We start from the raw sequence: 20,886 nt of genomic DNA on the forward strand, positions 1-20,886 counted from the left end.
GATCGGCTCTGCTTGATTCCCTGGAGCGCAGGCACTTCCGGGTCGTTGCTCGGCGAGTGCGGCCGGGACGGGCAGACAAGGCGTAGGCAGGGGCCGGGTGCGGTGTCCGGGCCTCCGCCGGTCAGCAGCGTCCCGGTTGGAAGAGCTGTTACACCGCGCCCCACCTGGCCGCGCAAGCCTCGTGTCCTGTGCCGCCGAAGGCGGAGAGCGTGCCATCGAAGGTTGAGCGGCCAGAAGGAGGCCCTCGGGGTGTCGGAGCGGATTCTTCGACGGTGGCGCGATGCGGTGATCTTGATGTGCGGCTCGGGCGAGGACGGCGTACAAGCAGCGAGGCTCGGCGCCATGCCCGTCACCGGTGCTGCGGGCGCCATTCGAAGAGCAGGATGGCCGCGTCGTCCCGCAGTTGGTTGCGCTGGTGGTCGAGGATGGCGTTGATGAGCAGCCGCAGCACCTCGGCCGGGCGCTGGCCGGCGGCGGAGGAGCGGATGATGAAGTCGGTGAACCGGTCGAGGCCGAACTCCGCGCCGTCCGTGTCGCGTGCTTCTACAACGCCGTCGGTATAGAGCAGCACGCAGTCGCCCGGTTCCAGTGTCGTCTCGTGGACCTGTCGGGCTGCCGGGGCGAGTTGGCCGGCCAGGCCGATCGGCGGCTGCGGGGGGCTGTCCAGCGCCCCGTCGAGCACTCGCTCGGCACGTATCAGCAGCGGCGGCGGGTGACCGCAATTGACCCAGCGCAGCACCCCGGTCTGCGCGTCGAGCCGGCACAGCACGCCAGTGCAGAACTGGTCGGGCAGCCATCGGGAGAGTGCCTGGTCGGCGGACCCGACGACGTCGGCCAGGTCGCAACCGCCGCGGCGGGCGTTCCGCGCCGCAGCCATGGCGACCGACGCGGTCAGACCGGAGGTCAGATCGTGACCCATGGAGTCGAGGATCAGGGTGTGCAGCACGTCCTTGACCACCGAGTGGTCGAAGGCGTCGCCGGCGACGTCGTACGCCGGTTCCAGGACCGCGGTGGAGACGCACCTGCTGCTGCCGATGGTGCGGGGTGGCAGGAAGGCCCGCAGCATCTCGGTGGGCAACCGCATTGTCGCGGTGCGGGTGCGGGCGGTGAGCCAGTCGCTGTAGGCGCGCTTGGAGGTGATCAGCATGGCGAGCAGATGGGCCAGCATACGGCTGCGGCGCATCCGCGCCCCGTCGAGCGAGGCGGTCCGCACCGCCAGCACCCCCAGCCGCTCCGCACCGTCGACCAGAGGCATCCAGACGATCACGGCGTCGTCGGCGTCGGCCACCCGCGGGGAGACGGTGCGGTACGCCCAGCCGGCCAACGAGTCGGCCACCGGTAGCGACTCCGAGGTCTCGTCGAGTGGGATGAGCAGCAGTTGTTGCAGGTCGACGAGGTAGATCAGCACGGAGTCCAGGCCGAGAGCCGAGGCGCACCGGTTCGCCAGGGCGGGCAGTTCGACCGGCAGGGCCGTCTGTGCCTCGATGATCAGCTCTTCCAGCCGATTCTCATCGACGGCGGTGTCGGTACTGGCGGAGGCGTGCAGCGGGTCCGACAAGGGGATCACCCCCTCCGTGCCCAGTCTCACACCGATCCCGACGTCTTTCACGTCAGGCACGATCGCGCCGGGTGCGGCCGCGGCGAGGGCTGTTGAAGGCTGTAGAGGTGGCCGGAGTCCGGCTCCGTCAGCCGGACCACTGCTTCCTCGAACAGGACGGAGGCGACCTGACGCCGGTTGACGCAAGACAGCAGGCGGTCATGAAGCAGGAGACTGCCCGCGCTGATGACGCTCTTCGAAAGCGGCTGCTCCCCGGCGGCCGACAGCAGAATTTACACTCTTGCGTGTGAGTGTTAAATTTGTAGCCATGTCGAAGGTTCCGTCTTCTCAGGTCGTGCTCGACAGCGCCTACCGCTGTTTCTGCCGCAACGGCTTCCGGCGCACGACGATGTCCGACATCGTCGACGAGGCGCAGTTGTCGCGTCCCACCGTCTACAAGTACGCCGGGACCAAGGACGACGTGTTCGCGAAGGTCGTCCGGACGAGGCTGGAGGAAGCCGCGAGGGCGGCCGAGCAGGCGGCAGCCGCCGTGGGCACGCCCGAGGAGAAGGTGCTCGGTGTGCTCACGGTGAAACTGGAGGTCGCCATCCGCCTGTGGAGCGACAGCCCCGCCCACGCCTACGAACTGCTCTCCGCGGCCACCGCCCACACCCCCGAGCTGGTCACCTCCTACATGGACCACCTGGCGGAGCTCGTCACCTCAGCCCTGGCCGCCGTGATCCCCGATACCGCCCAGCAGGCGGCCGGCGTGCTGCTCACGTTCACCCGGGGCCTGGAGGACGACCTGCGCGATACCGAAGCGGCCCGCCGCGACCTCAAAGCCGGAGTCCAGATGATCACCCGCGGCGCGCTGAGCCGCCCCGCCCCCTCACCTCTCGCCTGACCCGCCAGCAGGCCGCAGCCGGAAGGCATCACCATGAGCACCACCCCCGCCCCCGTCCACTACCGCGACCAGCAGGCATGGCGCGATCTGCAACAGTTCCTGCCCGCCCGCCTGCGCCTGACCGACGACACCGTGCCCGAGGAAGAGTTCTGGACCTGGCGCGGACACCGCGTCCACCTCGACCGCTACCCCAACCCCGCAGCGAAGGCCAAGGTCGTCCTGCACCACGGTGTGGGCACCAACGGACGCCAGATGTCCCTCATCCTGGGCGCCCCGCTCGCCGCCCGCGGCTTCGAGACCGTCGCCCTGGACAACCTCGGCTACGGCCTCACCCAGGTCAAGCCGGGCACGACCCCCTCCTACGACGACTGGGTCGACCTGGTCGTCGACTTCCTCGCCCACGAACGCGCCCGCGACGACCGCCCCATCGTGCTCTACGGGCTCAGCGCAGGCGGCATGCTCACCTACCACGTCGCCGCCAAGGCCCCCCGCGGCACCCTGGCCGGCATCGTCGGCATGACCTTCCTCGACCAGCGCGACCAGCAGGTCCGCGACGAAACCTCCCACGACAAGCTCACCGCACGCGCGGGCGTCCCCGCGATGAGCCTGTTCGCCAGGACCCCGGCAGCCTCGATGAAGTACCCCATGAGCCTGGCCGGAAAGATGTCGGCCCTCGCCAACAGCCCGGCGGCCATGAAGGTCTTCATGAAGGACCGCACCTCCGCCGCGAACTGGGTCAGCATCCGCTTCCTGGACCGCTACATGAACTACGTCCCCGCAGTCGAACCCGGCGACTTCGACGCCTGCCCGGTGCTGCTGACCCAGCCCGCCGAGGACCGGTGGAGCCCACACCACCTGAGCCTCCCGGTGCTCTCCCGCATCACCAAAGTCCCCGTCGAGACCGTCATGCTCGACAACGCCGGCCACTACCCCCTCGAAGAGCCCGGCCTGCAGCAGATGCAAGACGCCATCGCAGCCTTCGTCACCAAGCACACCACGTGACCGAACCGGCCCGGCCCGTGGACGGCCGAACTCTCCCACCACCGTTCTGCCGTCCACACCGATACTCCCTCGCAGCGCCATCAATTCGGGTCTGTGCAGCGAACGGTGGAACTCGGCCGGTTCTGTTCAGCGGCGTCCGGCGGTGAGCCGCTGCACTGGTTCCGTCGCCTGCGTACCCGCTGGGAGATCCGCGACGACATCCACCGCGCGTTCGTCACCCTCGGCTGCGCCGTCATCTGCTGGCGACGACTGCGCACCGCACTTTGCTGGGAGTGAGGGCAGGCGATGTCCTTGAGGAGATGGCCTGCTCGATGCGTCAGAACGCACTCGTAGCAGCCGAGCCCGCACAGCCTCACAGCCGGGATTTCAGCACGTCGACCTCACATCGTCCGCAGGGCCCGCTCGGACGCCGCGTCGCGGCCCGATTCGTGCTCGATGCGTGCCGGCTCGGTGTTGCGCGTCAGCGGTGGTCGACGTAGGCGACGAATCCGCCCACTGTCAGACCCACCGCGCATCCGCGGCGGAAGGCCTCGTAGCGCATGCGCGCGGTGTGCTGCGCCTCGGTCATCGCATACGGTGCGCGGATCCCCAGTTCCACGCCGCACAGGCACACGACGTATCCGTGACGCAGGGCGGCGGCCGCCCACTCGGGGTCGTGCGGGACCCAGGTCCGGGAGTAGATCTCACCGTCGGGCGTCCGTAGTTCCAGCCGGGAGTAGGTGTATCCGAAGCGCTGCTCCAGTTTGGGCTGTTCATCGGGTATCTCGTGCAGCTCCCATCCAGGGATCAAGCGCAGGTCGGAGAACTCGGGCGGCAGGCGCCTCATGCCGAACAGGATGGCGCCTTCGATCTGCCGTTCCTCGGGCATGTCGTCGAGCGTGGCTCCCCTCGGCATGACGAACCCGAAGTAGCCCACGCCCACGGCGCGACGGAACTCGAAGAGGGCAGTGGGCATGTGACGTGTCTGCATGTGATCGAGGGTGACCGCGCCTTCCGCGGTGTCCAGAACCATCAGCACGCGCCCGAGCCGCAGCGCGGGGTCGTCGCTGAACAGGATCCGCCCGTGGTCGTCGACCTGTTCGAACTGATGCCAGCTCATCTCCCACAGCCCTCCGGTTGGTTGCCGCCGTTCCGCGTCCGCGAAGCAGACGATGGGACGTTGAACCATCCTATTGGAGGATCGTTCAACAATCCATACATCGGAACGCGTGCACCACCAAGTCGGCGGTTTCGTCGAAGGCAGGGGGGAGGATGAGCGCGGACGAAGCAGGCAAAGGGCGGACAGGCGTGGGCCGGCGGGTGCTGGTAGGCGCCGCAAGCACCGGCGCAAGGTTGGCGCTGTGGGCGGTCGTACGTCTGATCGTGCGCATGGCCTTCGTCGCGCACGCCCCGTGGATCGAGGCGCTGTGCGCGTTGGCGCTCCGCCTCGGCTGCGTGTTCCTGTGTGCGTGCTGGTACTTGGACCTCCGGTGGCTGCTGTGTGCGGTGTGCCTCTTCGGGGTGCTGTTCCTGCAGAACCGGGAGCTGGATCAGCAGGTACTGCACCAGCACGGGCGTACCGAACACGTCAAGGTCCGACAGATTCAGTGGTCCGCCGGCGACGGCATGGGTGACAGCGACCCCCTCTGCACGGTCACCGTCCTCGACGGCCCGCCGCTGGCTCCGATCGAGGAGAACGGGCTCATGGGCTGGAAGTGGGTGGTGGGCGGCACTTACGCGGTGACCGTCGATCCGCAGGGCAGTGCCCCGCTCAGGCGGGGGAACAAGCCCGGGCCTCCGGTGATCCAGCGGTTCCTGCAGATCCCGCTCGGCCTCGGCCTGGCCTTCGCCCTGTGGCGGCCCGCAGGACTGTTGCTGCGCCGACAACGCGTTCCGTCAGCCGGACCCACTCAGCCATAGGGGGCTGTGACTGAGCGGCGCCGGGGCGCCGACAATCTCACCCGCTGGTCCCGGGAGTGTGGATGGTCGGCGTCGTCTCGGTTGATCCGGTCCCGCTCGCTGTCGTGACGACCGGCCTAAAATACGCTGACTTTTCGAGCTTTCTGTCACCCATGGCGGTTCCAGTCCTCGTGACACGGCGCCAACTGTCGTGTCACAGCTCACTGCGCACGTTGTGGGCGCCGCAGGAGTGACAGATGCCGCGCCCAGGTGCCAACCACCTCGCTCATCACACCCCGGGGCCGCGGCGATCGCGAGCACGGGCGGCTTGTGCCACAGGACTTCCGGGTCGGGACCGGCGCCAAAGTCATCGCCTCACCGCCTCGACCTGGACGTCGATGCGTGCCTGATCGGCGTCCACCTTCAGGAACACGTCGCCGACGCGCAGGGTCGCGCGCTCGGAATGGGCGCCGACGACCTTGACCTCCTCCATGGCGCCCAATATCCCGGATAACCGTCGACGTCGCCGGGTTTATCGCGCGCGATTGCGCGGCTGACTGCATCCCGCTGCCCGGCGGCCTCGTGCACGACACCGACCGCTGGCCAGGCCAAGCCCAGCACTTTTGGTAGGAGTCCTAACTGCGTGACAACGCCAGCGGGCGGCGGCGGACAAGTGCGGACATCTGTGATCAATCAGCGCAGGTGGGAGGTATAGCAACCCAAGGAAGCGCGTGCGCCCAAGTTATGGCGTGACGAAGTGGTCGTGGGGTCAAGTCCCGGAAGCGCGAAGGAGAAGTACCGGCTCAGGACAGTGGGGGCAGCTGGTCTACGAAGTGGGCCGGCTGTCCAGCAGTGTTTCCACCGTTAGGGTTCTTGCCAGGGTGCCCGTCAGCCATTCCGCGAGGTCCACGCCCTGCGGCCGGCACTCGCCTTCGTGGTTGCACCACATAACGCCCGCAGGATCGCGGAAGTCGACCAGCGACCAGATAGTGCAGCGCCAGCCGTAGATCAGCACCAGACCGGCCGGGATGCGAGGGCAAGCGGCGCCGAGCGGCGCGATGCAGTGCTGCGTGCGCCCGGTACGCCGTGGCGGTGTTCGATGTCGGCTCTGGGCACACCGATCCCCAGCTGGTGATCCCTTACGGCGAAAGGGCCGGCGTGGACGGCCCCGCGCAGCGGATCACGGCGACGTACTGACGGCTTTGATCAGGTGTTTTTCTTCCTTGCTGCTGTGACCGGCAGGGCGGCGTGCGCGGGTCGGGATGCAACGCCTTTCAGTCAGGTGACGAGCTGCTCCTGATCAGGCACGGGTTTTCTTCGTCCGCTCGCTGGTGCGGGGGCATGTGCGGGTGGGGCGTCGGGTCATCGTGGCGATGAGTGCCCGGTTCGGGTGGGCTTCGGAGTGCTGGGGGAGACGTTCGTTGTCGTGTGTGTCGCGGCGGGCGTTCATGCGTCAGCCGTTCTTGGGCTCGGCTTTCCGATGGCGGGGCAGGACGGCGAATCCCTTGGTGACTTTGGGCCTGGAGGTGGTGCGCTGGGTGGGCCGGAGGTGTTCGCGGGCCCGGTCCACGAGGTCGCCGGCGTGACCTGGGTCGGCCCGGGCCTGGGTGATCTGCGGCTGGGTGAGGCGCAGGTGCCGGAAGACGTCGCGGGCGGCGTCGCGGTCCTGGATGTCGGCGGGCGTCACCGTGATCATCACGGGCAGGCCAGGCGTGTCCACGGTGACAGGTCGCTTGCGAGTCGGTGCGGGTCTGGGTTCTGGTGAGGGGTGGGTGCGCAAGTCTGGTCGGTGTGGCGGGCTGGGGGTGTGCCTGTGGTCTGGGGTGGGTGTACGGGTCTGCGGCCTGCTGGTGGCCGGCAGCCGGCCGGGCCCGTCCTGTCGCCGCTGACGGCAGCTCTGAAGGCAGGAGGGCGGCGCGGCCGGTTCCGGGGCGGTCCGGATCCGCTCGGCCGCCGCACAGGGCGGGCTCCGCCCAGGGCGGCCTTCACTCGGTCCTGTGTCCTCGGTTCCAGGCGCCGTCGCGGCCCTTCCTCGGCTTCCGCGCGGGGCGGTCTCCGGGCGGCGGCCTCCGTTCAGCTCCCGCGCAGGGCTGTTTCGAGGTGGCGGGCTCCGCGCAGGGCGGCCTCCACGCAGTCCTCCGTCTTCGGTTCCAGGCGCCGTCGCGGTCCGACGACCTGTACGGCGGCGACGACCTCGCCGGTGAAGTCGCGGACCGGCACGGCGACCGAGTACAGGCCGGGCTCGGCCTCCTCGTCGACGACGGAGTATCCGCGCCGCCGGGTCAGTTCCAGCCGCCGCAGGAAGTCGTCGAGGCCGGTGGGGGTGTTGGGGCCGTGGCGGACGAACTCGGTGCGGGCGAAGACCGCGGCCACCTCGTCGTCGGCGGCGTCGCTCAGCAGCGCCTGGCCGCAGTCGCTGCAGTAGGCGGGGTAGGGGCGGCCGATCCAGGAACCGAGCTGGCGGCTGCCCGGCGGTACCCGTTCCGCGATGGTCACGGTGGTGTCGCCTGCCAGGACACCGAGGTAGCAGCTCTCGCCGGTCTCGGCGGCCATCCCCTCCAGCGCGGTGAGCCCGTCGGTGCGCAGCCGGTGCGCGGTGAGGTCGCGCGCCGCGGCGTAGAGCCGCCAGTGCGGGGTGACACCGCCCGAGGCGTCGTCGCGGGTGACGAACTCCTCCGCGGCCATGGCGGTGAGCGTGCGGGACAGCTGGCTGCGGTCACGGCCCATCTGCCGGGCCAGCTCCGAGACGGTCACGGCGGAGCCGTGCTGTCGGCCGTCGGCCGTGCTGCGGGCGAGCTCGGACAGGGCGTCCAGGCCCTTGGTCACGCTTGAGTTCACGCTCGGGTCCACGCGCTCCTCCGTCGTGCCGGTACCGGCATCCACCGGGGCCGTCGCCCCCGTGGCCTACCGCTCCGCACTCTAGCGTCACCTTCCACACCACCAGGAAATGTGCAGCATCTGCATCTTGCCGTGCATTTAATGCACGCCTAACATCCTCGTACCAGCCGCCGCCGAATGCCGAGGGATGAGAACGCATGGCCACGACGACGATCACGCCGGACGCCACCGCACCGGGACGGAAGCCCGTACGGCGCCGCACGGTCCGTGCGATCAAGGTGCACTGGCCGGTCCCGGCCAAGACCCTGGCCGCGTGCGCGGCGGGCGACCTGGACGCGTTGCGCGCCGAGGAGTCCTTCGCCCCGCTGCTGCGGGTCCTGGAGACCTCGCCCGAACTCGGCGACTTCGGCGTCTACGGCGATGTCTTCGAGGTGGCCCTCGGCGTGGAGAGCTTCACCGTGCGTACCGGCGCCCGGCCCACCCTCGGCTCGGTCGGCGGACGCTTCCTCTCCTCGACGCTCGCGGTGACCACCTACGTCGACGCCACGGCCGGCGACGACGAACTGGCCCTGCTCCTCGCCCGCCTCACCGACGTCCACCCCTGGGAGGTCCCGGTGATCGAGCTCTCCGCCCCCTTGGACCTCGTCACCCGGGCCTGACCCCGCCCCACCTCCGGCCTCCTCCTCCCGAGCCCGCCGCCCGCACCGGGCGACCGCTCCCCTCCGTGTGCGACCACCCCTGCGCCGAAAGTGGCCCAACCCCGCAGCCATGCCCTGCCGATCACCCCCACGCCCCGTCCTCCCCGCCCCGCTCCGCAGAGGAGACCGCCATGTCTGTCTCAGCCGTACCGGAGAACCCTCCGGCCACCGCCGACTCCGCTCCCCAGCCGCCCTCCGACGGCCTGCGCAGAACCATGCGCTCCCGCCATCTCGTCATGATCGCCATGGGTGGCGTCATCGGCTCCGGGCTCTTCCTCAGCACCGGGTACACCGTCTCCCAGGCCGGTCCCCTCGGCGCCGTCCTCGCCTACCTGGTCGGCGCGTTCGTGGTCTGGCTGGTGATGGCCTGCCTCGGTGAACTCGCCGTCACCTATCCCGTCTCCGGTGCCTTCCACGTCTACGCCTCCCGCTCGATGGGCCCCGCCACCGGCTTCGCCACCGCCTGGCTGTACTGGCTGACCTGGGCCGTCGCCCTCGGCTCCGAGTTCACCGCGTGCGGACTGCTGATGCAGCGCTGGTTCCCCGCGATCAGCGTCTGGGTCTGGTGCGTGGTCTTCGCGGCCGTCGTCTTCGGCGTCAACGCCTTCTCGGCCCGCGTCTTCGGCGAGACCGAGTACTGGTTCTCGCTGGTCAAGGTGATCGCCGTGGTCACCCTGATCGTCCTCGGCGGCGCGGCCCTGCTCGGCTTCCACCCGCTGTCCTCCGGCGGCTCGCACCCCTTCCTGCTGCAGAACTTCGACACCCCCGACGGCCTCTTCCCGCACGGCTTCTCCGGTGTCCTGGTCACCGTGCTCGCCGCCTTCTACGCCTTCTCCGGCTCCGAGCTGATCGGCGTCGCCGCCGGCGAGACCGAGAACCCGGCCGAGGCCGTCCCGAAGGCGCTGCGCGTCACCGTCGTACGCCTGCTGGTCTTCTTCGTCGGCGCCATCACAGTGATCGCCGCGACCATCCCGTACCAGAAGGTCGGCCTGGACGAGAGCCCGTTCGTCACCGTCTTCTCGTCCCTCGGCATCCCCTACGCCGCCGACGCCATGAACTTCGTGATCATCACGGCGCTGCTGTCGGCCGGCAACAGCGGTCTGTACTCCTGCGCCCGGATGCTGTTCTCGCTCGCGGAGGAGAAGCAGGCCCCGCAGGCGCTGCGCCGGCTCACCCGCCGCGGCATCCCGCTCACCGCGCTGGCGCTCAGCATGCTCGGCGGCCTCGCCTCCCTGGTGAGCAGCGTCGCGGCCCCCGAGACCGTCTACCTGGTGCTGGTGTCGATCGCCGGGTTCGCCGCCGTCGGCGTCTGGATGTCGATCGTCGCCGCGCAGTTCTTCCACCGCCGGGCCTTCGTCCGCGACGGCGGCGACCCGCGCACCCTGCCCTACCGCACGCCCTTCTACCCGGTCGTCCCCGTCCTCGCCTTCGTCCTGTGCCTCGCCTCGCTCGTCGGCATCGCCCTGGACCCGGCGCAGGCGACGGCCCTGTACTTCGGCGTCCCGTTCGTCGCGGGCTGCTACCTCTACCACTGGCTGCGGCACGGCCGCCGTACCGCCGGAGCTCTCACGTGAAGCCGCCCACCTGCGTCCTGCTCGACCTCGACGGCACCCTCGTGGACTCCGCCGCCGGCGTGACCGCCAGCGCCGCCGAGGCCCTGCGGGCAGTCGGCGCCCCGGTCCCGGACGCGCCCACCCTGCGCACGTTCGTCGGCCCGCCGATGTACGACACCTTCCGCGATGTCGTAGGCCTGCCGGCGCCCGCCGCGCGGACCGCCCTCGCCGCCTACCGCGCGTCGTACGCCCGCACCGGCGCCTTTGCCGCCACCGTCTACGACGGGATACCCGAACTCCTCGACACCCTGGCCGCGCGCGGACTCCCGCTCGGCATCGCCACCTCCAAGGTGCAGGACCAGGCCGAGTTGATGGCCCGCCGCTTCGGCCTCGACGCCCGGCTGAGCACCGTCTGCGGGGTGTCGGACGAGGCGGGCCGTACGACGAAGCGGCTGGTGATCCGGGAGTGCGTCGCCCGGCTGCGGGCGGCCGGCGCGGACGTCAGCCGCCCGCTCATGGTCGGCGACCGGGCCTACGACATCGAGAGCGCCGCCGCCGAAGGCATTCCCGCCGTCCACGTGCGGTGGGGGTACGGCGGCCCCGGGGAGTCGGCGGGCGCCCTCGCCTCCGTCACCGAACCGGCCGAACTCGCCGAGTTGCTGAAGAACACCGTCGAGACAGAGGACCAGCACGCATGACATCGCATCCGGCCACCACCCCGTCCACCGCTCCCGAACCGCCCCTGTGGGCCCTGCACCGGGAACTGATCGGCAAGACGGTCCGCACCGACCTCACGCACGCCTTCCACCCGGGCCAGCCGCACTTCCCGGCCTTCCCGGACGAGAAGCGCGAGATGCCCTTCGACATGTCCCGCGGCGACGGCTTCAACGTGCACCTGTACACGATCGTCGGACAGTGGGGCACCCACGTCGACCCGCCCGTGCACTTCGTCGACGGTGCCCGGCCCCTGGACGAGATACCCGTCGACGAGATGATCCTTCCGCTCGTCGTCCTCGACATCACCGAGCGCGTCGACGCCGACCCGGACGCCGTACCGACGCTGGCCGACGTGGCGGCCTGGGAGGCACGCAACGGCCGTGTCCCGGAAGGGGCGTTCGTCGCGCTGCGCACCGGCTGGGGCCGCCGCTGGCCCGACCCGGCCGCCATGGCCAACAAGGACGCGGCGGGGGTGAGCCACTACCCAGGCTGGTCCGCCGAGGTGCTGACCTACCTCTTCGAGGAGGCCGGCGTCACCGCGATCGGGCACGAGCAGACCGACACCGACCCCGGACTGGCCACCTCCGCCGGGGACTTCAGCCTGGAGAGCTATGTCCTGGAACGGGACCGCTGGCAGATCGAGCTGATGGCGGACCTCGACCGGGTACCTGAGGCGGGCGCGCTGATCGTCGCCACCTGGCCCAAGCCGCAGGGCGGTTCGGGCTTCCCCGCCCGCGTCTTCGCCCTGCACCACGCGGACTGAACCTCCGCCGCACCACCAGCTCCGGCGGCCGTCCTGACCCGGCCGCCGGAGCTTTCGCCCGTCCGGAGACACGTCCTGAGACACGTCAGGACCGGTCAGGAGACTCGTGAGGAGAAGGACAGCGCCATGGACGCCATCGACGAGCAGATCATCACCGAACTCACCCGCAACGCCCGGATCTCGCACGCCGAACTGGGCCAGCGGGTACGGCTGTCCCGCAACGCCGTGCGCCAGCGCGTCGAACGCCTGGAGCGGCAGGGGCACATCGGCGGCTACACCATCGTCCGCCCGTCCCACGGGCCGGACCGTGCCACGGTGGCGGCGCACGTGATGGTCTACCGCGAGGACCGGATGCGCGGCGGGGACGTCCTCGCCGCCCTCAGACGCATCCCCGAGGTGGTCTCCTGCGACGTCCTCAGCGGCCAGTTCGACCTGCTGGTCAGCGTGGAGGCGGCCACCCTGGAACGCGTACAGGGCATCTGGGAGCAGATAGCCCAGATGCCCGGTGTACGGGACACGGTGACAGCGCTGGCGCTGTCCCGGGTGGTCAGTCGGCCACGGTGACGGCCATCAGCCGCAGCACGGTCTCGCGGTCCAGCAGCCCCCGCCGTACGACGACGTCCACCACGTCCGCCCCGGTCCGCGCCGCCTCCCGGGAGACGTCGGCGGCGGTCTCGTGGCCGATGCGCGGGGCGAGCGCCGTCACCGCGCCGACCGTTCCGGTGCCGGTGCGGGCGAGGTGCTCCCGGTTGGCGGTGATGCCCGCCACGCAGCGGGTGCGCAGTGCCTCGCAGCCGTGTGTCAGCCAGCCGATGTGCTGCAACAGCAGGTGCCCGATGAGCGGTTCGAACGCGTTGAGCTGCAACTGCCCGTTGTCGGCGGCCATGGTGATCGCGACGTCGGCGCCGGCGGTCGCGAACGCGATCTGGTTGACCATTTCCGGGATCACCGGGTTGACCTTGCCCGGCATCACCGACGAACCGGCCTGCAGCGCGGGCAGGTTGATCTCGGCGAGGCCCGCGTGCGGCCCGCTGGCGAGCAGCCGCAGGTCGCTGCACACCTTCGACAGCTTCACCGCCGTACGCTTCAACACCCCCGACACCAGCAGGAACACGCCGGTGTCGGAGGTCGCCTCCACCAGGTCGGCGGCGGGCGTGAGGTCGAGTCCGGTCAGCGCCCGCAGATGCCGTACGGCCGCTTCCGCGTAGCCCGGTTCGGCGGCGATGCCGGTGCCGATCGCGGTGGCGCCGAGACTGGTCTCGGCCAGCAGCGGCAGGGTCTCGCCGATCCGCTGGACGTCCTCGGCCACCGTGACGCCGAAGGCGGCGAACTCCCGGCCCAGCGTCATGGGCACGGCGTCCTGCAACTGGGTGCGGCCCACCTTCACGACGGTCGCGAACTCATCGCCCTTGGCGGCGAACTCGGCGGACAGAAGCGTGAGTTCGGCGCTCAGCTCGGCCAGGGAAGCGCTGATGGCGATCCGCAGGGCGGTGGGGTAGGTGTCGTTCGTGGACTGGCAGCGGTTGACGTCGTCCAGTGGGTCGAGGTGCTCGTACCGCCCGCGCTCGTGGCCCAGGTGCTCCAGCGCGAGGTTCGCGATCACCTCGTTGGCGTTCATGTTGGTGCTGGTGCCGGCGCCGCCCTGGATGACGTCGACCCGGAACTGGTCGTGGTGACGGCCCTCCGCCACGGCCCGGCAGGCCGCCGCGACGGCCCGCACCTTGTGCGGCTCCAGGACCCCGATCTCGCCGTTGGCGAGCGCCGCCGCGTGCTTCACCTGTGCCAGGGCGCGGACGAGATGGGGGTGAGCGCCGACCGGGACCCCGCTGACCCGGAAGTTCTCCAGGGCCCGCGCGGTGTGCGCACCCCAGTACGCCTGGGCGGGCACCGGTACGTCCCCCAGCGCGTCGGACTCGATCCGGAACCCGTCGCCGGACCCGTCGGCCCCGTCGGACGTCCCGGTCCCCAACCGGCTCACACCGCCTCCCTGTTGAGGCAGACCACCTTCGGCTGGGTCATCTCCTCGTAGGCGAAGCGCACGCCCTCGCGGCCCATGCTGCCGTACTTGAAGCCGCCGAACGGCATCGCGTCGAAGCGGTAGTCGGAGGAGTCGTTGACCATCACGCCACCGGCTTCCAGCAGCCGTGCGGCGGCCATCGCCCGGTCCAGCGAGCCCGTGAAGACGCCAGCGTGCAGACTGAAGTCGATCTCGTTGGCCCGCTCGACGGCCTCCTCGAAGGAGCCCACGGGCTGGAGCACGACGACCGGCGCGAACGCCTCCTCGCGCCAGACGGCCGAGGTGCCCGGCACCTCCTCCAGCACGGTCGGCGCGTACACACCGCCGACCCGCTCGTGCCCGCACAGCAACCGGGCGCCCTCGGCGAGCGCGGCCGCGACCGTGGCCTCCGCGGCGGCCGCCGCCGTCTCGCTGATCATCGGGCCGACGTCGGTGCGCACGTCCGCCGGGTCCCCGGCCCGCAACCGGCGGGTCCGCTCGACGAAGGCGTCCCGGAACGCCTCGTACACCTCGCGCTCGACGAGGATGCGCTGGGTGCCGATGCAGTTCTGCCCGGCCGCCCAGAACGCCCCGGAGACGCACGCGTCCACGGCCGCGTCGAGGTCGGCGTCCCCGAGCACCAGGACGGGGGCGTTGCCGCCCAGGTCCATCGCCAGTTTCTTCAGGCCCGCCGTACGGGCGATGGCCTCACCGGCGCGGAATCCACCGGTGAAGGACACCATCCGCACGTCCGGCGCCGCCACCACGGCCGCGCCCAGCTCCGCGCCGCCGTTGACCACCGTCACGACCTCCTCCGGCAGCCCGGCCTCCACCAGCGTGTCGACCAGCCGCAGCGCGGACAGGGGAGTGAGCAGCGACGGTTTGAGCACGACCGCGTTGCCGCCCGCGATCGCCGGGCCGAGCTTGTGCGCGACCAGGTTGAGCGGGTCGTTGTACGGCGTGACGGCCGCGATGACGCCCAACGGCTCACGGGTGAACCAGCCCGTCCGGCCCTCCGACCCCTCATACGCGTCGAAGGGCACCACCTCGCCCGCGTTGCGGCGGGCCTCGGCGGCGGACAGCCGCAGGGTGTTGACCGCGCGGCCGGTCTCCTTGCGGGCCTGGACGAGCGTCTTGCCTGCCTCGGCGACGATCAGCCGGGCGAACGACTCGGAACGTTCCTCGACCAGCCGGGCCGCGCCGTCCAGCACGGCCGCGCGGGCGGCGCGTGAGAGCCGGCGGGCCGTCTCCCGCCCGGCGCGGGCCCGCCGCAGCACGTCGTCCACGGCGGCGGCGGGGGTGAGACAGACGGAGCCGATGATCTCGCCGGTGTAGGGGTTGCGCACGGGGGCCATGCCCTCGGCCTGCGCGGGGCTGGGCAAGGCGATGCTCAGGGCAGTGCTCGTAGCGGTGCTCATGGCCGTGTCAGCCACGGTGGGCCTCCTGAAGGGACTTGGCACCGGCGACCGTGCCCCCGCTCTGCTCGTGGATGCCGATGACGTCTGACAGCAGGGCGTACGCCGTCTCGATGCGTCCGGCGCCGGGTCCGCCGATCGTGACTGTGCCCAGCAGGTCGGTGTGGAAGGCGACGGTGTTGACCGGGCCGGTGACCCCGGCGAGGGGGTGCCCGTCGGGCAGCGCGACCGGCGCGACCCGGGCCTCCACGGTGCCGTCCGGGCGGCGGGCGGCGGAGCCGACCAGCTTCCAGCGCAGCCCCTCGGCGGCGGCCCGCTGGACGTCCTCCACGGTGAGCGCGGAGATCCCGGTGCAGGGCACGTCCGCGCGAGTCAGGTCGGCGCCCAGCACCTCGTTCGCGAGGATCATGACCTTCAGCTGGACGTCGTACCCCTCGACGTCGGCGGTCGGATCGGCCTCCGCGTACCCCAGTGACTGGGCCTCGGCGACCGCGTCCGCGAAGGACAGGCCCGACTCCAGGCGGCCGAGGACGTAGTTGGAGGTGCCGTTCAGGACGCCCTCGAAGCCGGTCACGGCCAGTCCGCCGAACATCCGGCGGGCGGTGCGCAGTACGGGGGTGCCGGACATCACCGTGCCCTCGAACTCGAAGCACACGCCGTGCCGCCGGGCCAGCTCCCGCAGGGCCTGGCAGTGCAGGGCGACCGGCCCCTTGTTGGTGGTGCACACGTGCTTGCCGGCCTCGATCGCCCACCGCACGTGCGACAGCGCGGGCTCGCCGTCGGCGGGGTTGGTGAAGGTCGCCTCGGCCACGATGTCGGCGGGCACCTCGCGGATCACCCACCCGTTACGGGGCTCCGCGTCGCCGCCGTCCATCGCGGAGAAGTCCAGTTCCCCAGGGGCGACGGAGAGCAGCGGCGCCAGGTCGATCCCGCCCCCGTCCGTGCGGACCAGCGAGCCGGCCCGCAGGTCGGTGATGGCCACCACCCGCAGCGCGAAGCCGAGTTCGGCCTCCAAGGTGTCTCCGCGCTCGGCGATCAGTTCCGCGAGCGCACGGTTCACGCCGCCGAATCCGATGAGCGCGAGGTCGTATCGGGTCATGCGGTCCTCCATCTCCTGCGGCGCCGCCCACTTGGCGGCCCGGCCATCCACAGCGTCGGGCGCGGGCAGGTCAGTGCGGCCATGCCGAAGCGACCGGACCGGCTGCCGATGTGCACCGTCCGCCTGCCACCCGTCCTGCCGCCGTCGCAGCGAATCGCTGATCACCAGCTCGCTATAGTGCGGATGTGACGACGAACGGCCCCGTACCCCGCCCGCCGGGCAGGGGGACAGCCTCCTCGCTGCGCATGGCCCTGCGGATGGTCAACGCGGTCCTGGACCGAGAGGTCTCCGGCCGTAGCGGCTTCAACGTCAGCCGACTCGCCGACGAGGTCGGCGTCGAGCGCAGCAAGGCGTCACGCACCACGCAGGACCTGTGCGACAAGGGCTTCCTGGAACGCCGCGACGACTCGACGTTCCGTGCCGGCACCGCCTTCTTCACGACGGCCGCGTCCCTGCACCCCGGCCTGCTCGGCCGCAGCCGTCCGCTCCTGCGCCGCCTGGCCGTCGAGCACGGTGCCGGCGCACGGCTCTCAGTCCGCGACGGCGTCCAGGTCCTGCTGCTGCGCGCCGAGTCCGCCGCGGGCCTCGGCCGGGAGTGGCAGGGCGCGGCGAGCCTCGTCACCCCGTGCTGGTGCACCGGCGCCGGCCGCGCACTCCTCCTCGACCACACCGCCGAGGAGATCACCGCCCTGCTCGACGACTACGAGCTGATCGGCGTCGGCGGGCCCCATGCGGCCCGCTCCGCGGGTGAGGTCGCCGCGGCCAACGGCCGCGACCGGCCGCGGGGCTTCGTCGCGGCGCACGGCGAGTTCGAGCACGGCGTCACCGAGTACGCGGTGCCCGTGCGTGACTCCGCCGGGCACGTAAGGGCCGCGGTGTCGGTCGTCGGCAGGCAGGAGGACCTCACGGCCCGCGAGCAGACCATCCACACGGACCTCACGGCCGCCGCGACAGCACTGGCGAAGTACGTCGACGGCGACCACACACCGCACTGACACCGCCAAGCCACGTCACCGCCGCGGCCCACCGACCCGAACGCACAAGAAAACCCCAGGCCACCGACCTGGGGTTCCGCCATGGGGCGGGTGGCAGTAGTCCGAGCTCACTGCGCCAGCAGGGCCTGTTCCTCGCAACGGACGGGCGGCGTCGGGCAGTGCGGTCCGGTCGCCGCCGAGGAACTGCTCGACGGCATCGCGCTGGTGGTCCGGTGTGGCGGAAACCGCCCGCGAGGCGATGCGCGAGCACGACGGCGCTGCTGCAGGGCTCCTGCGGGTCATCGGCCTACCGGCGGCGGGCCGATGCCGTTTCGTAACCGGTGCTTGGTGCAAGACCCTTGCGCCAGGCCTCGCAGACCGTAAAGGTATCGCATCAAACCTTTGATCCGGGCGGGGAACGGTACGCCGGATCCATCAACGGCGGCCTGTGCCCGAGGAGGCCTGCATGCCCACCGACAAGCCAGTCACAAAGCCGGAACACACAGGGGCTCTGTCCGAAGACGCTCAACGCCTGCACGAACTCGGCTACGCCCAGGAGCTGGCCCGCTCGATGTCGGCGTTCTCGAATTTCGCCATCTCGTTCACCATCATCTCCGTCCTGTCCGGATGCCTGACGCTCTACGGGTTCGGCATGGTCACCGGCGGGCCCGCGATGATCACCTGGGGCTGGCCCGTGGTCGGCGTGATGACCCTGTTCGTGGGCCTGGCCATGGCCGAGGTCTGCTCCAGCTACCCCACGGCGGGCGGCCTGTACTACTGGGCGGCCAAGCTCGCCCCGTCCAACGGCGCGGCCTGGTCCTGGTTCACCGGCTGGTTCAACTTCCTCGGCCAGGTGGCCGTGACCGCGGGTATCGACTTCGGTGCCGCGTTCTTCCTCAACGCCCTGCTCGACCTGCAGTTCGGGTTCGCCGCCACGCCCGGCCACACGATCCTCCTCTTCGGGATCGTGCTCGCCGTCCACGGCGTGCTGAACACCTTCAGCGTCAAGCTGGTCTCCCTTCTCGGCAATGTCAGCGTGTGGTGGCACATCCTCGGTGTGATCGTCATCGTCGGCGCGCTGGTGATCTTCCCGGCCAAGCATCAGTCCGCGAGCTTCGTCTTCACCCACTTCGTCAACGGCACCGGCTGGCACTCCGGCCTCTACGTCGGACTGCTCGGCCTTCTGCTCGCCCAGTACACTTTCACCGGCTACGACGCCTCAGCACACATGACCGAGGAGACCCACGACGCAGCCAAAGCCGGACCACGCGGCATCGTGATGTCGATCCTCGTCTCGCTGGCCGCCGGCTGGGTTCTTCTCCTCGGCATCACCTTCGCGATCCAGAACTACGACGGCGCCCTCGCCAGCCCCACCGGTGTCCCCCCGGCGCAGATCTTCATCGACGCCCTCGGCACGAGTGGCGGCAAGCTCCTGCTGCTGATCGCGATCGGCGCGCAGTTCTTCTGCGGCATGTCCTCGGTCACCGCGAACTCACGCATGATCTACGCCTTCTCCCGGGACGGCGCGCTGCCCGGTTCACAGATGTGGCACCGCATCAACAAGCGCACCAAGACCCCCACCAACGCGGTCTGGCTGGCGACCGGCGGCGCCTTCGTCCTCGGCCTGCCCTACCTGTGGAACGCGACCGCCTACGCGGCCGTCACCTCCATCGCCGTCATAGGCCTGTACATCGCGTATGTCCTGCCAGTCTTCCTGCGGCTGCTCCAGGGCGACCGCTTCGAGCGCGGCCCCTGGCACCTCGGCCGCTGGAGCCGACCGGTCGGCATCGTCGCCATCGCCTGGACCCTGATCATCACCGTGCTGTTCATGCTGCCCACGACCAGCCCTGTGACCGGCAAGAACTTCAACTACACCCCGATCGCCGTCCTCATCGTCCTCGGCTTCGCCGGAGCGTGGTGGCTGATTTCAGCACGACGTTGGTTCAAAGGTCCCAGGGTCCAGGGCACTGCGGAAGAACTGGCGGCGATCGAGCACGAACTCGATTTCTGACCCACAGCGTCACCGCGACAAGAACCGGACGACAACTGCTTCCGACCGCGTGGGGTCGGCTCGAGCAGTGGTTATGAGGCGAACCAGGCGCGCAGGGGCGGCCTGAGGAGATCCAGATCCTCGGAGTCGACGACGTGGCGTTCCCCTGGAGTCGGCGCAACGCCTCGACGACGGCCAGGGTTTGTGAAAGATCAATGCGTTCGCGGGTGACGCATCGAAGCCGGAACGGAACCTCTGCGCGTCGCAAGGGGATCAACTGCGTGGTGGTTCCGCCGCTTTCGCCGAACTGGGCGGACGTCGGCTGTCAGGCTCTGGGTCGGGTGCACGATCGGGCGTACTGGACGACGAGCCGCTGTGGCTGCAGTGGCGGGTAAGCGCGGAGGGCACGTCGAAGCGACTGCTCCCGTAACAGAGGCCCGAGGAACCGCGGTTCTACGGCTACACGGGGGAGGTCTGATTCACGAAGCCGGCCCGGGGGTTGTCGCCGCCTCTGGCGCCGCCGCATTCCGACACCGGCGGCACCGACCAGTTCATGGTCACGGCGACCGTGCCCGTCGTCGACGACGTCGTGATCGGCCTGGCCTGCGCGGAACTGACGCTCGACCGGGTGGATCAGCTCGTCCGTCCCGCGCTCGTGGCACTGCCCGCCCCGGCTGTGCTCATCACCCCCGACGATGATCGCGACTTCTCCGGGGGGTGCTGCGCAGGACGTGTCCCGTCGGTCACGAGGAGACACGTGGGCCTGAGCCGGGATGCGCCGGCCGCGGGTCAGCGCTCTGGTTCGCGCTTCGGCGCGGTCCTGCCCATGCCACCGCCGTCGACCGTGAGGATGTGGCCGGAGATCCAGCGGGCGTGGTCGCTGGCGAGGAAGAGCGCGGCGTACGCCGGATCCCAGGGGCGACCATGGGGACAGGCGCGGGACGAGAGCGCCGGGCCGTTCACGAACGCCGAGGTGTGGAGAGCCGGAACCGTGGCTCATGGACCCTGGCCGTCACCAGATGGTGACGCCGTTCTCGTACTCGAAGCAGCTGATCGTTTTGGGCCCCGCTATCCCGTCGACACCCCCCGCGCACCAGGAGTACGTGCTGGTGTCCTGGATCAGCCGGGTCCAAGCCCTGGTGTTCTGGCCGAAGACGCTGTCGACGGTGAGTACGTCGCCGAAGCGGTGGTTGATCTGGCGCTGCCATCCCGAGACGCAGTAGTCCGTGCTGCCGTACGACAGGTCGTCATCGGGCACCAAGAACTTTTCATTGCCCGGAATAAGCGGGTTGTCGTAGTACTTGAGGTAGCACACGCTGGAGGAGGCTTCGGCCGGGCTCGCGACGAGGAGCGAGGCTGCGGCCAACGCGATCACCGTGCACGACGCGGCGATGTGCTGAGCGCCATCAGACGCGGAAACCATGTAATTTTCAACCTCCACGCGCACTTGGTGTTTGTCACCAAGTACCGGCGGGAGGTCTTCAACGACGACATGCTGACGCGCTGCGAAGCGATCATGCGG

Annotated in this window: 21 protein-coding genes and 1 pseudogene; 12 read left to right on the forward strand and 10 right to left on the reverse strand. The window is 70.3% G+C overall.

Features of this window, described 5'->3' with window-relative positions; all coding sequences use genetic code 11:
• Positions 1-349: 349 nt before the first annotated feature.
• On the reverse strand, positions 350-1,567 hold the full coding sequence (locus tag ACIRR9_RS52945; RefSeq protein WP_403768365.1) for a PP2C family protein-serine/threonine phosphatase: 1,218 nt from the start codon (positions 1,565-1,567) through the stop codon (positions 350-352).
• A gap of 298 nt (positions 1,568-1,865) precedes the next feature.
• On the opposite strand from ACIRR9_RS52945, the gene ACIRR9_RS52950 reads away from it, so the two are divergent.
• The 3 genes from ACIRR9_RS52950 to ACIRR9_RS52960 all read left to right on the forward strand — a co-directional run bounded on the left by ACIRR9_RS52950 (position 1,866) and on the right by ACIRR9_RS52960 (position 3,719).
• Positions 1,866-2,441 (forward strand): TetR/AcrR family transcriptional regulator, encoded by a 576-nt coding sequence (locus ACIRR9_RS52950; RefSeq protein WP_403768310.1) that lies wholly within the window; start codon positions 1,866-1,868, stop codon positions 2,439-2,441.
• A gap of 33 nt (positions 2,442-2,474) precedes the next feature.
• Entirely contained in the window at positions 2,475-3,443 is a 969-nt protein-coding gene (locus ACIRR9_RS52955; protein WP_403768313.1) for an alpha/beta hydrolase, read from the forward strand.
• 93 nt (positions 3,444-3,536) lie between these two features.
• Complete coding sequence (locus tag ACIRR9_RS52960; protein WP_403768316.1) at positions 3,537-3,719, forward strand: hypothetical protein; 183 nt, start codon at positions 3,537-3,539, stop codon at positions 3,717-3,719.
• 184 nt (positions 3,720-3,903) lie between these two features.
• Here the strand turns inward: ACIRR9_RS52960 and ACIRR9_RS52965 are convergent, their stop codons facing one another.
• Positions 3,904-4,611, reverse strand: coding sequence for a hypothetical protein (locus ACIRR9_RS52965; protein ID WP_403768319.1), 708 nt, complete (start codon positions 4,609-4,611; stop codon positions 3,904-3,906).
• Positions 4,612-4,694: 83 nt separating this feature from the next.
• On the opposite strand from ACIRR9_RS52965, the gene ACIRR9_RS52970 reads away from it, so the two are divergent.
• Positions 4,695-5,342, forward strand: a complete 648-nt coding sequence (locus tag ACIRR9_RS52970) for a hypothetical protein (RefSeq protein ID WP_403768321.1) — start codon at positions 4,695-4,697, stop codon at positions 5,340-5,342.
• Between the two features lie 273 nt (positions 5,343-5,615).
• Here ACIRR9_RS52970 and ACIRR9_RS52975 read toward each other — a convergent pair.
• From ACIRR9_RS52975 to ACIRR9_RS52985, 3 genes and pseudogenes are all read right to left on the reverse strand, one after another.
• A pseudogene (locus ACIRR9_RS52975) lies at positions 5,616-5,814 on the reverse strand (aminoglycoside phosphotransferase family protein); the annotation flags it as partial.
• 960 nt (positions 5,815-6,774) lie between these two features.
• Positions 6,775-7,041 (reverse strand): hypothetical protein, encoded by a 267-nt coding sequence (locus ACIRR9_RS52980; RefSeq protein WP_403768323.1) that lies wholly within the window; start codon positions 7,039-7,041, stop codon positions 6,775-6,777.
• A 353-nt stretch (positions 7,042-7,394) separates the two neighbouring features.
• A complete protein-coding gene (locus ACIRR9_RS52985) occupies positions 7,395-8,159 on the reverse strand; it encodes an IclR family transcriptional regulator (RefSeq protein WP_403768326.1) in 765 nt (254 codons plus the stop codon).
• Positions 8,160-8,356: 197 nt separating this feature from the next.
• Between ACIRR9_RS52985 and ACIRR9_RS52990 the strand changes: the two genes are divergently transcribed.
• The 5 genes from ACIRR9_RS52990 to ACIRR9_RS53010 all read left to right on the forward strand — a co-directional run bounded on the left by ACIRR9_RS52990 (position 8,357) and on the right by ACIRR9_RS53010 (position 12,454).
• Positions 8,357-8,818: a hypothetical protein gene (locus ACIRR9_RS52990; RefSeq protein WP_403768329.1), complete on the forward strand. Its 462-nt coding sequence runs from the start codon at positions 8,357-8,359 to the stop codon at positions 8,816-8,818.
• Positions 8,819-8,988: 170 nt separating this feature from the next.
• Positions 8,989-10,431 carry an amino acid permease gene (locus ACIRR9_RS52995; protein ID WP_403768332.1) on the forward strand — a complete coding sequence of 481 codons (1,443 nt, stop codon included), beginning with the start codon at positions 8,989-8,991 and terminating at the stop codon, positions 10,429-10,431.
• Positions 10,428-11,108, forward strand: a complete 681-nt coding sequence (locus ACIRR9_RS53000; RefSeq protein ID WP_403768335.1) for an HAD hydrolase-like protein — start codon at positions 10,428-10,430, stop codon at positions 11,106-11,108. Before ACIRR9_RS52995 ends, ACIRR9_RS53000 begins: the two co-directional genes overlap by 4 nt.
• Positions 11,105-11,890, forward strand: coding sequence for a cyclase family protein (locus tag ACIRR9_RS53005; protein ID WP_403768337.1), 786 nt, complete (start codon positions 11,105-11,107; stop codon positions 11,888-11,890). The genes ACIRR9_RS53000 and ACIRR9_RS53005 overlap by 4 nt, the downstream gene beginning before the upstream one ends.
• A gap of 126 nt (positions 11,891-12,016) precedes the next feature.
• On the forward strand, positions 12,017-12,454 hold the full coding sequence (locus tag ACIRR9_RS53010) for an Lrp/AsnC family transcriptional regulator (protein ID WP_403255701.1): 438 nt from the start codon (positions 12,017-12,019) through the stop codon (positions 12,452-12,454).
• Here ACIRR9_RS53010 and ACIRR9_RS53015 read toward each other — a convergent pair.
• From ACIRR9_RS53015 to ACIRR9_RS53025, 3 genes are read right to left on the reverse strand one after another with little or no spacing between them, the layout of a single operon-like run.
• Complete coding sequence (locus tag ACIRR9_RS53015; protein WP_403768341.1) at positions 12,438-13,868, reverse strand: aspartate ammonia-lyase; 1,431 nt, start codon at positions 13,866-13,868, stop codon at positions 12,438-12,440. The two genes, ACIRR9_RS53010 and ACIRR9_RS53015, sit on opposite strands and share 17 nt — an antisense overlap.
• A complete protein-coding gene (locus ACIRR9_RS53020) occupies positions 13,865-15,319 on the reverse strand; it encodes an aldehyde dehydrogenase family protein (protein WP_403768344.1) in 1,455 nt (484 codons plus the stop codon). Before ACIRR9_RS53020 ends, ACIRR9_RS53015 begins: the two co-directional genes overlap by 4 nt.
• Positions 15,312-16,400, reverse strand: coding sequence for a homoserine dehydrogenase (locus ACIRR9_RS53025; RefSeq protein ID WP_403768347.1), 1,089 nt, complete (start codon positions 16,398-16,400; stop codon positions 15,312-15,314). Before ACIRR9_RS53025 ends, ACIRR9_RS53020 begins: the two co-directional genes overlap by 8 nt.
• Positions 16,401-16,585: 185 nt before the next feature.
• Between ACIRR9_RS53025 and ACIRR9_RS53030 the strand changes: the two genes are divergently transcribed.
• Entirely contained in the window at positions 16,586-17,395 is an 810-nt protein-coding gene (locus ACIRR9_RS53030) for an IclR family transcriptional regulator (protein WP_403768350.1), read from the forward strand.
• Between the two features lie 445 nt (positions 17,396-17,840).
• Positions 17,841-19,385 (forward strand): amino acid permease, encoded by a 1,545-nt coding sequence (locus ACIRR9_RS53035; RefSeq protein WP_403768353.1) that lies wholly within the window; start codon positions 17,841-17,843, stop codon positions 19,383-19,385.
• Between the two features lie 768 nt (positions 19,386-20,153).
• Here ACIRR9_RS53035 and ACIRR9_RS53040 read toward each other — a convergent pair.
• Together ACIRR9_RS53040 and ACIRR9_RS53045 are read right to left on the reverse strand one after the other, a co-directional pair.
• Positions 20,154-20,327, reverse strand: a complete 174-nt coding sequence (locus ACIRR9_RS53040; protein ID WP_403768356.1) for an SDR family oxidoreductase — start codon at positions 20,325-20,327, stop codon at positions 20,154-20,156.
• Between the two features lie 49 nt (positions 20,328-20,376).
• The gene (locus ACIRR9_RS53045; RefSeq protein ID WP_403768359.1) at positions 20,377-20,730 is read right to left on the reverse strand and encodes a peptidoglycan-binding protein; all 354 of its coding nucleotides are present in this window, start codon (positions 20,728-20,730) and stop codon (positions 20,377-20,379) included.
• 27 nt (positions 20,731-20,757) lie between these two features.
• Here ACIRR9_RS53045 and ACIRR9_RS53050 point away from each other — a divergent pair.
• On the forward strand, positions 20,758-20,886 hold a 129-nt coding region (locus tag ACIRR9_RS53050; RefSeq protein ID WP_403768368.1), incomplete at its 3' end, for a transposase.

Source organism: Streptomyces sp. NPDC101234 (assembly GCF_044767525.1).
Taxonomy (GTDB): domain Bacteria; phylum Actinomycetota; class Actinomycetes; order Streptomycetales; family Streptomycetaceae; genus Streptomyces; species Streptomyces sasae.

Coding starts and splice junctions, on each gene's coding strand:
- ACIRR9_RS52950 (WP_403768310.1), top strand. CDS start 1,866: ATGTCGAAGGTTCCGTCTTCTCAGGTCGTGCTCGACAGCGCCTACCGC.
- ACIRR9_RS52955 (WP_403768313.1), top strand. CDS start 2,475: ATGAGCACCACCCCCGCCCCCGTCCACTACCGCGACCAGCAGGCATGG.
- ACIRR9_RS52965 (WP_403768319.1), bottom strand. CDS start 4,611: ATGGTTCAACGTCCCATCGTCTGCTTCGCGGACGCGGAACGGCGGCAA.
- ACIRR9_RS52970 (WP_403768321.1), top strand. CDS start 4,695: ATGAGCGCGGACGAAGCAGGCAAAGGGCGGACAGGCGTGGGCCGGCGG.
- ACIRR9_RS52990 (WP_403768329.1), top strand. CDS start 8,357: ATGGCCACGACGACGATCACGCCGGACGCCACCGCACCGGGACGGAAG.
- ACIRR9_RS52995 (WP_403768332.1), top strand. CDS start 8,989: ATGTCTGTCTCAGCCGTACCGGAGAACCCTCCGGCCACCGCCGACTCC.
- ACIRR9_RS53005 (WP_403768337.1), top strand. CDS start 11,105: ATGACATCGCATCCGGCCACCACCCCGTCCACCGCTCCCGAACCGCCC.
- ACIRR9_RS53010 (WP_403255701.1), top strand. CDS start 12,017: ATGGACGCCATCGACGAGCAGATCATCACCGAACTCACCCGCAACGCC.
- ACIRR9_RS53025 (WP_403768347.1), bottom strand. CDS start 16,400: ATGACCCGATACGACCTCGCGCTCATCGGATTCGGCGGCGTGAACCGT.
- ACIRR9_RS53035 (WP_403768353.1), top strand. CDS start 17,841: ATGCCCACCGACAAGCCAGTCACAAAGCCGGAACACACAGGGGCTCTG.